This window comes from Paenibacillus sp. FSL K6-2859, assembly GCF_038008265.1.
Lineage (GTDB): Bacteria > Bacillota > Bacilli > Paenibacillales > Paenibacillaceae > Paenibacillus_AQ > Paenibacillus_AQ nitricinens.
Window position 1 is genome coordinate 5,784,059 of sequence record NZ_JBBOYU010000001.1, and the last position, 13,335, is coordinate 5,797,393.

Annotated in this window: 11 protein-coding genes and 1 riboswitch; of the genes, 3 read left to right on the top strand and 8 right to left on the bottom strand. The window is 45.3% G+C overall.

Annotated features, from left to right (window positions below):
• Positions 1–40 precede the first annotated feature (40 nt).
• From sdhB to MHB64_RS25780, 3 genes are all read right to left on the bottom strand, one after another.
• On the bottom strand, positions 41–805 hold the full coding sequence (sdhB, locus tag MHB64_RS25770) for a succinate dehydrogenase iron-sulfur subunit (RefSeq protein WP_042130877.1): 765 nt from the start codon (positions 803–805) through the stop codon (positions 41–43).
• A 75-nt stretch (positions 806–880) separates the two neighbouring features.
• Positions 881–2,623, bottom strand: a complete 1,743-nt coding sequence (sdhA, locus tag MHB64_RS25775; RefSeq protein WP_094871658.1) for a succinate dehydrogenase flavoprotein subunit — start codon at positions 2,621–2,623, stop codon at positions 881–883.
• A gap of 68 nt (positions 2,624–2,691) precedes the next feature.
• Complete coding sequence (locus tag MHB64_RS25780; RefSeq protein WP_094871656.1) at positions 2,692–3,357, bottom strand: succinate dehydrogenase cytochrome b558 subunit; 666 nt, start codon at positions 3,355–3,357, stop codon at positions 2,692–2,694.
• Between the two features lie 402 nt (positions 3,358–3,759).
• Between MHB64_RS25780 and MHB64_RS25785 the strand changes: the two genes are divergently transcribed.
• Positions 3,760–4,662, top strand: a complete 903-nt coding sequence (locus tag MHB64_RS25785; protein WP_341135676.1) for a LysR family transcriptional regulator — start codon at positions 3,760–3,762, stop codon at positions 4,660–4,662.
• Between the two features lie 71 nt (positions 4,663–4,733).
• Here MHB64_RS25785 and MHB64_RS25790 read toward each other — a convergent pair whose 3' ends face one another.
• Together MHB64_RS25790 and MHB64_RS25795 are read right to left on the bottom strand one after the other, a co-directional pair.
• On the bottom strand, positions 4,734–5,402 hold the full coding sequence (locus MHB64_RS25790) for a potassium channel family protein (RefSeq protein ID WP_094871653.1): 669 nt from the start codon (positions 5,400–5,402) through the stop codon (positions 4,734–4,736).
• A gap of 13 nt (positions 5,403–5,415) precedes the next feature.
• A complete protein-coding gene (locus MHB64_RS25795; RefSeq protein ID WP_094871711.1) occupies positions 5,416–6,711 on the bottom strand; it encodes a TrkH family potassium uptake protein in 1,296 nt (431 codons plus the stop codon).
• 133 nt (positions 6,712–6,844) lie between these two features.
• A riboswitch (cyclic di-AMP (ydaO/yuaA leader) is annotated at positions 6,845–7,026 on the bottom strand.
• A 314-nt stretch (positions 7,027–7,340) separates the two neighbouring features.
• Here MHB64_RS25795 and MHB64_RS25800 point away from each other — a divergent pair.
• Positions 7,341–9,026: a CPBP family intramembrane glutamic endopeptidase gene (locus tag MHB64_RS25800; RefSeq protein WP_341135677.1), complete on the top strand. Its 1,686-nt coding sequence runs from the start codon at positions 7,341–7,343 to the stop codon at positions 9,024–9,026.
• Positions 9,027–9,132: 106 nt separating this feature from the next.
• On the opposite strand, the gene uvrC is transcribed toward MHB64_RS25800, so the two are convergent.
• Together uvrC and trxA are read right to left on the bottom strand one after the other, a co-directional pair.
• Positions 9,133–11,085: an excinuclease ABC subunit UvrC gene (gene uvrC, locus MHB64_RS25805; protein ID WP_280787889.1), complete on the bottom strand. Its 1,953-nt coding sequence runs from the start codon at positions 11,083–11,085 to the stop codon at positions 9,133–9,135.
• Between the two features lie 121 nt (positions 11,086–11,206).
• The gene (gene trxA / locus MHB64_RS25810; RefSeq protein WP_042130884.1) at positions 11,207–11,524 is read right to left on the bottom strand and encodes a thioredoxin; all 318 of its coding nucleotides are present in this window, start codon (positions 11,522–11,524) and stop codon (positions 11,207–11,209) included.
• A gap of 356 nt (positions 11,525–11,880) precedes the next feature.
• On the opposite strand from trxA, the gene MHB64_RS25815 reads away from it, so the two are divergent.
• Positions 11,881–12,036 (top strand): YqzM family protein, encoded by a 156-nt coding sequence (locus tag MHB64_RS25815; RefSeq protein ID WP_094871648.1) that lies wholly within the window; start codon positions 11,881–11,883, stop codon positions 12,034–12,036.
• Positions 12,037–12,365: 329 nt separating this feature from the next.
• Here MHB64_RS25815 and dnaI read toward each other — a convergent pair whose 3' ends face one another.
• A complete protein-coding gene (gene dnaI, locus MHB64_RS25820) occupies positions 12,366–13,322 on the bottom strand; it encodes a primosomal protein DnaI (RefSeq protein WP_094871647.1) in 957 nt (318 codons plus the stop codon).
• Positions 13,323–13,335 lie beyond the last annotated feature (13 nt).

Below are 13,335 nucleotides of genomic sequence, written 5' to 3' on the forward strand. Positions count from 1 at the left end.
TGAGGATAGCTCGATATTAAAGATCTGGCGGTACTACTTATTACACACCTAACCAGCGTTTGAACATATGTTTTGTCGTCTGCTTATTAATTTCTGCAATGGAGGTAGTCAGAGGAATCCCTTTTGGACAAGCGCGTACACAGTTCTGTGAGTTACCACAGCCGTCAATACCGCCATCTTCCATCAATGCGTCCAATCTTTCATCAGCATTCATTTCGCCCGTAGGATGAGCATTGAACAGGCGTACTTGAGAGATGGCTGCGGGTCCGATGAAATCCGTCTTCTCGTTGACATTCGGACAAGCCTCTAAGCATACGCCGCAAGTCATACACTTAGATAATTCATAAGCCCACTGCCGTTTCTTCTCCGGCATCCGTGGTCCCGGCCCAAGGTCATACGTACCATCGATCGGAATCCAGGCCTTTACTCGTTTCAGTGCATTGAACATCCGAGTCCGGTCAATCACTAAGTCACGCACCACCGGAAATGTCTTCATTGGCTCAATGCGTACAGGTTGCTCCAGATTGTCTATAAGCGCTGCGCAGGCTTGGCGGGGTTTGCCGTTGATCACCATCGAGCAAGCTCCGCATACCTCTTCTAGACAGTTGGAATCCCAGCATACCGGAACGGTGCTGTCACCTTTGGCATTCACAGGATTACGCTGAATTTCCATCAAAGCACTGATTACATTCATACCCGGACGATATGGAAGCTCAAATTCCTCAACATAAGATGAGCTTTGTGGATCGTCCTGGCGGGTGATGATAAACTTTACGTTTTTGGGAGCTGTAGCAGTTTCCGCCATAATGGTTCCCTCCTCAAATTGCCTAATTTTATTTCATTAAGCTTGCCTCGCAAGCTGTTTCACTGCTGGGAAAAATTAATCCTTCGAATAATCACGGACCCGCGGAGGGATCAGTGAGACATCGACTTCGTCGTAAGAGATTTGCGGACCGTCTGCAGTCCAGGCAGCTTTCGTGGTCTTCAAGAATTCCTCATCATTACGATCCGGGAATTCCGGCTTGTAATGAGCGCCGCGGCTCTCATTGCGCATAAGCGCTCCCAGTGTCATCGCTTCGGACAGCTCCAGCATGTTCCACAGCTGACGGGTGAATGCCACTCCTTGGTTATTCCAGCGTGACGTATCGTTCATATTGATATTGCGATAGCGTGCTTTAAGCTCTTTGATTTTGCCAATGGTCGCTTCCAGCTTCGGATTGTGCCGTACAACCGTCATATTGGCGGTCATCCATTCGCCCAGTTCCTTATGAATCACATAAGCGTTCTCTGTACCTGACATCGCTAACAGAGATTCATATTTGTCCGTCTGCTTTTTGTGGAAGCTGTCATATACGGAAGAAGAGATATCTTGTGATGATTTCTTCAAACCTTTAATGTATTCAACAGCCTTTGGTCCAGCAACCATACCACCGTAAATAGCAGATACCAGAGAGTTAGCGCCTAAGCGATTCGCTCCATGATATTGATATTCACATTCGCCTGCCGCAAACAGACCAGGAATGTTTGTCATTTGGTTGTAATCAACCCACATACCGCCCATAGAATAGTGCACGGCCGGGAAGATTTTCATCGGTATTTTACGGGGATCATCTCCCATGAATTTTTCGTAAATTTCAATAATCCCGCCAAGCTTTACGTCCAGTTCTTTCGGGTCCTTGTGAGAGAGGTCCAAATACACCATGTTCTCACCATTAATACCCAGCCCTTGATCCACACACACATTAAAAATCTCACGTGTAGCAATATCGCGCGGCACCAAGTTACCATAGGCCGGATATTTCTCTTCAAGGAAATACCACGGCTTTCCATCCTTATAAGTCCAGATACGGCCGCCTTCACCACGTGCTGATTCCGACATTAAGCGGAGCTTGTCATCTCCTGGAATAGCCGTTGGGTGAATCTGTATAAATTCTCCGTTGGCATAATGTACGCCCTGTTGGTACACCGCACTTGCGGCTGTGCCCGTATTAATTACGGAGTTCGTTGTTTTACCAAAAATAATACCCGGACCGCCGCTAGCTAAAATAACTGCGTCTGCGGGAAAAGTCTCAATCTCCATCGTCTTGAGATTCTGGGCACTTATGCCGCGGCATACACCTTCGTCGTCGATGATGGCCGAGAGAAATTCCCAGTTCTCACGTTTCGTTACAAGACCTTCAGACTCCCAGCGGCGCACTTGCTCATCCAGTGCATACAAAAGCTGTTGGCCTGTCGTTGCGCCAGCAAATGCAGTGCGGTGACGTTTCGTTCCGCCGAAACGACGGAAGTCGAGTAACCCTTCAGGTGTACGGTTAAACATTACACCCATCCGGTCCATAAGGTGAATGATACCCGGTGCTGCTTCACACATCGCCTTGACTGGTGGCTGATTCGCCAGGAAGTCACCGCCATAAACGGTATCGTCGAAATGCTCCCAAGGGGAGTCGCCCTCCCCTTTCGTATTTACTGCACCGTTGATGCCGCCTTGCGCACAAACGGAGTGTGATCTTTTTACAGGAACTAATGAGAATAAATGAACATGTGCACCGGACTCCGCTGCCTTGATGGTAGCCATCAGGCCGGCCAGACCGCCGCCCACAATAATGATATTTGCTGTTGCCATGATAGTTCACTCCCTTTATCGAAAATATCAGAAAGGATTCTGGAATGTAGTCCTGAGAGGGCAATTACTTAGATGAAAGTCTTTATGGACTGAGCTATGGAAGCTGCACTTTGAAATTCAGCATCACGGAAAGTGACTAGCGAAATGAGGAACATAAACGTTACAAGAACAAATATACCGAGACAAAGGTAAGAGGATACCCGCTGTGAACGAGGTCCTACCGTGATTCCCCAGCTGATCAAGAAAGACCATATACCATTGGAGAAGTGAAAGCATGCTGCAACGATACCGATAATGTACAGTGTCAACATCAGTGGTTGAGTCACGATATCATGCATCAGACCCCCTAATTCTTCATGCTCCACACTACCGACTGCCACCTGAACCCGGGTTTGGAACAAATGCCAGACTATAAAGATAAAGGTAATAATTCCTGTAATGCGTTGCAGCGTATAACGCCAGTTTCTTTCAATGTTGAAACGGTTCAAGTTCGGCTTGGATTGATACGCAATATACAGTCCGTATACGCCATGGTACAGCAGAGGAAGCCATATACCGAACAATTCCAGGAAGAAGACAAGCGGCAGGCTATTCAGCCATATCACGCTGTCAGTGAAACCGGAAGCGCCACCCTCTACAGCCGCAAAATTCGTCATCATGTGCTCAATGAAGAAAGCTCCAAGCGGGATAACGCCTAGCAAGGAATGAATCTTTCTGGAATAAAATCCTTTCATACAAAGTAACCCCTTTCCGATTAAAACAGCGTTTTCATTATTGTGTATTCACCGCCGGAACTACATTTGACACAGGATAACGTAGACTATGTAATGACAGAACGTCTATATTTTACCGCTATCCTTGGGTTCCCGGACTTTGTTTTCTTTTTCACAAAATGTGAATATCTTGTGTCACTTTTCATGTTACTCCTTTTTCCCTTATAAGGGAATTGCAATCTAATTATTAAACGTTATACAATAAACGCATAAGAATAGATTTTATATGATAATAATTCTCATTTAGAAAGACAACATTTTCCGACAAATCTTTTATTTCCTTATGGAGCAAGAAGTATTGTCTTCATGGCTATGAATTTCGTCACTACTGTTTATAGATTGCACTACGAGAGGAACCTAAATATGTTTGACGATTTAGATGTTTTTGCAGCGGTTGTGGAGCACTCCAGCTTGAATCGGGCCTCCCGCCAGCTCAATCTGTCCCAACCTGCCTTATCTCGTAAAATCTCCAAGCTGGAAGAACGGCTGGGTGTCGCGCTATTTAATCGTTATGGCAAGCGCCTGGAGTTAACCGAGGTTGGGCGTCTTACTTATTCCTACGCACTTGAACAACGGCAGCAGCGCTCTAAATTTCTGGAGGCTTTGTCTAAATACAAAGAAGGCGAGCCTAAGCTGGTCACCTTAGGGGCTTCACTTACCTCACTGCAGACCACTCTGCCTCCACTAGTTAACGCATATATGGAGAAATACCCGACTTCGGAGTTAAAGCTAATCACCGGCCGAACGCATGAGATTGTCTCCTCTGTCAGTGAAGGAAAGTCAGATATAGGTCTGATCGCATCCTCTATTCAAGAGCCTGGACTGCGCTGTATTTCTTTGTTTGAGGATCAGCTTCGACTGGTTGTCTCTGAGCATCATCCTCTGAATCATGCTTCTAAGCTAACCATGAATGATCTGTCCCGACTGCCGATGATCCTCTTCTCCAAAGGCACCTGGTACCGCCGTCTAACAGACGATCTGTTCCAGCGCTGCGGGATTGATCCGGACGTACGTATGGAGATTGACTCCTTCGAAGCCATCGTGCGGCTGCTGCCGACAGTCAATGTGGCAGCCTTACTGCCCAAGTCTTATCTGCGTCCGCAGCTGTTAAACGGCGGTGGGCTGGTATCTCTGCATATTAAGGAGCTGGAGCAGACTCAGCGAACTACCTGTCTGATTTACCGTGACGATGGAAGCCTGAGCACAGCGGCCCGCAGCCTCGTGCAGGTCACAGAAGAGATGTTTCTGACGGAACGAGAGGTATAGTACATACTCTGCGTGCAATCTTAATTAAAAAAATCCCTCCGTCCTATGTAAAGGACGGAGGAATTATCTATTTAATCCTGGTTTACAACTTCATCCTCAAATCGATCAATACTTTCATTAGAACCAATGAGTACCATAACGTCTCCCTCACTCAGATGATCATGTGCCGTTGGAGCCACTATTATTCCACTTTCCCGGTTCAGGGCAACAATACTGCAGCCATATTTTGCTCTTGTATTTAAATCTGATAAGCTTTTCCCGTTCATGCAAGACGGAACGGTTAGCTCGACGATTTTATAATCCTTGGAAAGTTCAATATAATCCAGCAAATTGGGTGTCACGAGCTGATGGGCTACACGAATGCCCATATCCCGCTCTGGAAAAATAACCCTGTCCACACCCAGCCTAGACAACGCACGACCATGAAGGATCGAGATCGCCTTGGCTACTACTTGCTTGACTCCGATCTCTTTTAACAATATCGCCGCCAGAATGCTTCGTTCCATATTGTCACCAATCGCAACAATCCCACAGTCAAAGTTCCGTACGCCAAGCGAGCGCATAATTCCTTCATCTGTAGCATCAGCCACTACCGCATGCGTCAGATGATCGCTCATATCCTCCACGCGCTCCTCTTGGTGATCGATGCCGAGCACCTCGTAGCCCATTTCCATCAGCTCAAGTGCAAGACTTGAACCGAAGCGGCCTAAGCCGATTACTACAAATTGCTGTGCTTTCATTTCGGATTAACTCCTATCCAATAATTATTTTACCTTCTGGGTGCTTATACAATGGTTTACCCTGTTTTGGTCCTAGCGCATACACTAATGTTAATGGACCTAGGCGACCCGCAAACATCGTCAGACAAATCAGAATCTTGCCGATAACAGACAGTTCAGGTGTAAGCCCCATACTTAGTCCCACCGTAGCAAAGGCTGAGGTCGTCTCAAATAATATTGCTAAGAAATTACTATCCTCTGTTGTGGACAGTAACATTGATACAGAAAGGACCAATAGTAAAGCCAGTAAAGTTAACGTCAACGCTTTATAGATACGCTCCTGCGCCAATCGGTAACGGAACAGCACAACATCTTCACGCCCGCGCAGCATCGCGATTACTGCACCAATCATAATGGTAAAGGTCGTAGTCTTGACCCCGCCACCCGTTGAGCCCGGTGATGCACCAATAAACATAAGGATAACCATAAAGAACTGTGAGGCTTGCCGCAGTCCGGCAATATCCACCGTGTTGGCGCCAGCGGTTCGGGGCGATACAGACTGAAAGAATGCCGATAATATTTTGCCGCCAAAATTCAGATTACCCAGAGTGCGCTGATTTGTAAATTCGAATATAAAAATAACCAAAGCGCCGATAAGAATAAGCCCTGCCGTGGTGGAGAGTACAACTTTGCTATGCAAAGATAATTTACGTTTGACACGAAACTCCACCAGATCCGACATGACAATAAAACCAATCCCGCCAGAGACAATCAGAAACATCACCACGATGTTCACAAGCGGGTCATATACATAATCGGTTAAACTCCGGAAATCCCCGAAAATATCAAATCCAGCATTATTAAACATAGACACCGCATGAAATATTCCAAAATAAATGGCCTTTCCCAGTGGCATATCAAACGCCCAGCGTAAGGACAGAAGCACCGCTGCACAGCCTTCGATGACCAAAGAATAAATAAGTACTCTACGGATCAGTCGAACAATCCCCTCCATAGAGCCTTGGTTCATGGCTTCCTGAAGGATCAGTCTGTCCCGCAAGGAAATTTTGCGTTTCATCATCATGGCAAATAAGGTCGCCATTGTCATAAACCCTAAGCCACCAACCTGGATAAGCACCATAATTACGGTTTTCCCAAAAATGGTGAATGTCGTCCCGGTGTCCAGCACCACAAGTCCTGTCACACAGGTGGCCGATGTTGCAGTAAACAACGCATCAATAAAACTCACAGCATTCCCACTGGTACTCGATATGGGAAGCATAAGCAGCAAGGCTCCAATCAGAATGATCGATGCAAAACCAAGCACCATAATCTGAGGCGGAGAAAGCTTCAGAAACTTTGATTCAGAAACCCTGCGAAACTGTGAAGCCACTACGTCACCCTCTTATCTAAATTTAAAGAATTCCAACAAAAAAAGCACTGGAAAACCAATGCTACCCTTGGTTCCTGCAGTAAATTAGCCTACGAGGTTAGCTGACGGATTCGGACTGTGCAGGCTGCCCTATTCGTTCCTAGAACGAAATTCACCCCTGATGAATAAAGACACCGCCTATGGTGTATACTCATCTTTTCATTACTTCCTGTGGTTCCCCCGTTTTCACCTGAAATTCGGCTATATACAATTGCATACAAATTATATATGTTATTTCGATAAATCACAAAGACACTATTAATGGTGATTCATATGAAAAATGCGGTTTGGAGAGGATGTACCAGTAGGAGTACCTTTTCTCATCACTTTTCCGTGTTTTCCCTGCAATTGCATCGATTTTCATGAAAAATGAAGAAATGATCACTTTAAATTCATGGTATATATTCAGATACCTATTCTATAATATCTCTATTACCCATAAAAAGAATGTACGATGATTTTTGTAACTATCATGGCACTAATACTATAATGGAACATAACATTGTCAATTTACAAGGAGGCGTTACATGAATCCCGTCGGCCAGCCCTTACAGCAACGTGCCCTCTCCAAGAGGCTCATCATCTCGGGCATTATCGGTCTTATTCTATTTATTATGTTTCAGATTGCTCCCTCAGTGCTAAATAGCCCCGTGGGGGAAGATACTACTGTCATCAGCAAGGCTGAAGCCCGCGACAAAGCGATATCATTTGCAGAACAAAAGCTAAACTACACCAAAACACCAAATGATCAGTGGAATGTACTCTATGATACGGATTCTTCCTTTTATGGTTATATGTCCCGCGAGAAGCTTTTGGAGGACTATACAAAGAAGAAGCTGGATCAACGATATCCTTTTGACATTTTCCGTGTAACACTTAGTCCTTCAGCGGAACAAGAGCCGCTAATCACCGTTGACCTCAATATGTATACTGGCGTGATTGTCGCCTTCAAACAAGGAGTAGAAGGATCATCTGCAGGGTCACCAAGCAATGTATCCACTAGTGCAAAAGAAGAGGACAAGGGAACTGACTTGTCTCTAGCCCAAAAAGAAAATCTTGCCCGACCTTGGCTTCAGGAATGGGGGGTGAATCCCGCCAAATTGCAAATTGAATCAAATACGGGAAACTATGGGCTTGTGTATACAGATCGTTCCGTTCAGGTTGGCGAATCCTTACTACACTATTATTTCGATTTCACTGGCGAACAGGTATCCAGCTTTAAAGCAGGATTCGCCGCTCCAGCCTGGCATACCTCCTATGTAAAGGATCAGACCTCTCTCGCAGAAAAGCTTACTTTATTCGGCTACGGTCTGCCTACTTTAGCTTTAGGAATTCTGGCACTCATCTACAGCATACTTAGAAGAGAACATACTTCCTTTAAGCGCGGAATATTCCTAAGCTCAGCTTATTTTGTAATCATGATGATCAGCACCTATAATATGCTTCCTGAATCCTCCGGCGAAGGACTCGAGGCTCAGATAACTTCCGTCATTATGTTCATCATTTATGCCTTATATAGCCTCCTAATGTCCTCCTTGCTATATTTTTCTTTAGTTGGAGGGGACGGCCTATGGAAAAAAGAAGAGGGGATGAACCCATGGCCTCGCGCTAAAGAGCCTGGCTATGGAAAATATGTGCTGGATAGTATCCGGGCTGGATACGTCTGGGCATTCGTGCTGCTAGGGGTGCAGACCCTTATGTTCATCGTATTATCATTTACCTTGCAGAACTGGTCCACTACTGACGCCACTCAATCTCCTTACAACATGAGATATGCTTGGCTGCTGCCCATCGTTGCATGGCTCGCAGGTTTATCCGAGGAAGCTATTTATCGTTTTTTTGGAATCCCTATGTTGAAAAAAGTATTCCGTAGCACGTTCATTGCTAGCCTGATCACCACGCTGGTTTGGGCGTTTGGCCATACGTTGTATCCGATCTATCCCATCAGTTCCCGTCCCATTGAGCTGACCGTGATCGGTTTGCTCTTTAGCTATATTTTCCTTCGTTACGGCTTTATTGCCGTCATGTTCAGTCACGTCGTGTTTGACAGCATTCTGATGGGCGCTACGCTGATCTTTATGAAGGAAAGCGTGAATGTAGGGGCTGGTATCTTCGCGATTATCATGCCGTTCATAGTGGCCTACATCGTCTATCGGTTTAACCCGCCGCAAAAATCAGAACCTAAGCCGGTTGAACCTACATCTGTAGGTTAAAGAAGTAACGGTGAGACACCCGATCATGAAAAAAGATGTCATAGCAGAAAATCTGCTATGACATCTTTTTATATTTACGTATACATCTTTCCTGCGTTTCTGATGCCTATGATGATGGCTCTTCATCCTTGAGTGCCTCAAGAATTTGACTAGCCAGCTTTTCGCCAATAGAAAGTGATTTGAAATCCTCTATGGAGGCTTCTTTAATTTTCTTTAGCGATCCGAAATGCTTAAGCAGCGCCTTGCGCCGCTTCTCGCCTATACCTGGTATGGAATCCAGTTTAGAAGTAACCATGGACTTCCCACGTTGTTCACGGTGGAAGGTGATGGCGAATCTATGGACCTCATCCTGAATCCGTTGCAACAGATAAAATTCCTGACTATCACGAGCCAAAGCGACGGGTTCCGGCGGATCTCCAACCAAAAGCTGAGCCGTCTTATGCTTATCATCCTTAACGAGACCACAGACCGGAATGAATAACCCCAGCTCGTTCTCCAGAATATCAATCGCTGAAGATATCTGCCCTTTACCACCATCGACTACAATAAGATCCGGTATCGGCAGGTTCTCTTTCAGCACCCGTTCGTACCGACGCCTGATGACCTCGCGCATCGTTCCATAATCATCCGCACCCACTACCGTACGAACCTTATATTTACGATACTCTTTTCGTGCGGGCTTGCCATCAATGAAGACAACCATCGCAGAGACCGGATTAGTCCCTTGAATATTCGAGTTATCGAACGCCTCGATCCGGCTTAAGCGTTCGAGCCCCAAGCTCTCACCTAAGCTCATTGCAGCACCAGAGGTACGTACTTCATCTCGTTCAATAAGCCGGAACTTCTCGTCGATTGCGACTGTTGCATTTTGGCAGGCCATACCGACCATCTGCTTCTTGAGGCCACGCTGCGGCACTAGTACTTTGGTGCCGAGCCACTCCTGGAGAATAGAGGCGCCACCTGCAGCATCAACAACACCTGCTGCTGATGCTTCAGCAGCGGCCATTTCACGGGCCTCAACTTCTTCAGGCGATTCAGGGGTATCTTCCCCCTTTTGCAGATCTTCTTCGGCTGGAGCGGCAATGACAATCGCCGGTTTAGCTTCTTTATCAACCACTGCTTCCTCATCAAGCACATCCGGCAGAAGAATCTCCTGCGGCAGAGCAGGATTATCACTGTAATACTGCGTCACATAAGACATAAAGTCACTATAGGCTTCCCCATAGAATGGAAAGACAGAGGAGTGGCGCTGAATCATCTTCCCTTGTCTCATGTACAGAATCTGTACACACATCCATCCCTTGTCTACCGCATAACCAAATACGTCCCGATCCTTAGTATCTGTGGTGTTAATCTTCTGTTTCTCCATCAATGCATCAATATGGATAATTTGATCCCGCAGTTCCTTTGCCCGTTCAAAATATAATTCCTCAGCAGCTTCCTGCATCTTCTGCTGTAGATCCTTCTTAACTGCATCATGACCTCCGCTCAGAAAAGCAGCGATATCTTGCGTAATCTGCTCATACTCGGATTTCTGCACTTCCTTCTCGCACGGCGCCAAGCATTGGCCCATGTGATAGTAAAGACAGACTTCCTTTGGCATTACGCCACATTTACGGAGCGGATACATACGATCGAGGAGCTTTTTCGTTTGCTGTGCAGCATAACCGTTAGGATAAGGGCCGAAATATTTTGCTTTATCTTTAATCACCCGGCGTGTGACTTCAAGCCGAGGGTGAGTTTCATTCGTTATTTTAATATAAGGAAATGTCTTATCGTCCTTCAGAAGCACGTTATAACGCGGCATATGCTTCTTAATCAGATTGCACTCGAGAATGAGCGCTTCCATGTTGCTGGACGTAACAATATATTCGAAATCAGCAATGTTAGCGACAAGCCGCTGCGTTTTACCATTATGACTGCCTGTAAAATAAGAACGAACCCGGTTCTTAAGTACCTTCGCCTTCCCCACATAAATAATGGTGCCTTCTTCATTCTTCATCAGATAGCACCCGGGCAGATCGGGTAATAGAGCCAGTTTATTGCGGATGTTGTCCAAAATGATCCCCTCCAGCTAAATTGGACCCATGATTAGTTGGCATTCAGCACACAAAACGCCTCCGGAATGAACCGAAGGCGCTGAGCGGCAGGGCCGAGGCCCGAACTGTAGCATTTAACAATTATTGATGTTTAGCTACGATATTTTTCAGGGATTCTTTGGAGTTCAATCCCACAACTTTATCTACCGGTTGACCGTCTTTGAAGAAGATCAGGGTTGGGATACTCATCACGCCAAAACGGGAAGCCGTTTCCGGATTCTCATCCACATTCAATTTAGCAATCTTCACGCTGTCTCCCAGTTCTGCGGACAATTCGTCCAAGATTGGAGCAATCATCTTACAAGGACCACACCAAGGAGCCCAGAAGTCTACTACTACAGTACCTTGACCTTCCACTTCGTTACTGAAGGTTTGGTCAGACACATTCACGATAGCCATGATATTGTTCCTCCTCTAAGTTTTACGAAGCTTTACTCCATTCTAAACCAAAGCTTAGTTTATGGAAGTTACTCCGAAAATATAAGTTAATAAGTTGTTCATGTAATATGATAACCAAATTACCACTTACCGACACAATTCCAGTATAACATATCTTTAAGGGATATGTTATATATCACATACAATTATATTGCCCTCAAACTAATTTTATTTACGTTACTCTTTTCTTTACAATCTCCCCAGCCTTTCGGTATACTCTAAGAAAGCGCATTAAATGTCAATGACTTATTTCATAATGGTCAACTCAATTTGCATCTTAACAATACAGGCATTGTCCCTGTAAGGAGGCAGAAGCTATGGATGTCAACGCGCAAGTACGGGACCCACGAGAACATATCAACGAAGAACCCCGCAATGATCTAGGCGATTTAATGAACGGATTTTTCGGAATGACTGCATTTATGACCGTTGTCTTTTTCGGCATGGTTATCATTAAGTTCATTTCGGAGTAAGGGAATCATCACAATATAAACAGAGGCCGTCTCAAAAGTAGTAAATGCTACTTATCGGGCGGCTTCTGTTTTTAAGGGTGATTAGGGGAAATCCCCCTGATAATAGCCGATAATTACTATAATTGAATGGAATCAGGGAATTTGTCCCTAATAATCGGGAGAATATCCGTTTTCGTTGATGAATCAGTTGAATTTTAGGGAGATATTCCCTTATTATTCATCAGAGTCAGTATGCCATGGCAGCCAGAGGCTGCAAGCAGAAAAGCGATCCTCCAATAAAAGGAGAATCGCTTTTCTTTTGAATGTTACGGTTATGAATATTTAAAGTTTTATCTAATCGTCCCCCGCTGATTTTCTCCATGCAGTGGAATAACATCCACAAAAGGAGCAATACGATCCATCAGACGTTGACCTTTATAAATTTCCTCGCCATCCTTACTTGTGAAGCTAAGATGTTTCTCCAAACCGTCGAGCGGATAATTCGAGGTATAGAACGTTGGTTTACGGTTCATCCGATAATTCAGAATCGCACCAAGCACATGATCGCGCGCCCATGGATTCAAATTCTCCGCACCGATGTCATCAAAAATAAGTAAATCGCAGTTTTTCAGCGTATCAACGGTTTCCTTCATCTTCTGGCCGTCCATCATAATCGATTTTAAATCCTCGATAAAATCCGGCATATATACGATAACTCCAGTATAGCCGGCAACAGCAAGCTCATGAAGCAAGTAACACATCAGAAACGTTTTACCCGTTCCGAAGGTTCCATGTACATAAATCCCGCGTGAAGTCAGACCTTCCTCTTTCACGCTCGTAATATAATCAAATATTTTATTAACCGCCGAGACACGGCGTGGATCCTTGCCCATAATATCTATTTCATCATAACCGCCATTGAGCACACGCTCGTCCACATAAAAGCTACGGATACGTTTGCGGATGCTATCCTGATTATCTTGTGCCACTTTAAGCCGGCATGCCGTCTTGCGTTCATATAAGTCCGCCGAACCATTCACGCTCTCTACCGTAAGTTTGCTAAAGTGACCAGGGAAATCATTCGGACATTTCTCTAGACCCGGACAGTTCGCACAGTGACGGCTTTCCTCTACATATTGATACAGGCGGCTCATATGAAGCCGCAGTCGCGAATCATCTAACTCAGGATGTTCAGACTGTAATGCCTTCACAAGTGGATGATTGAATAACTCCTGTTCAAGATCGCGTTGACGCTGCCGTAGAGTTGGATTGTTGATCGAACGAAGCACATCGCCCATAGACTCCATAGTTCCACCTCTC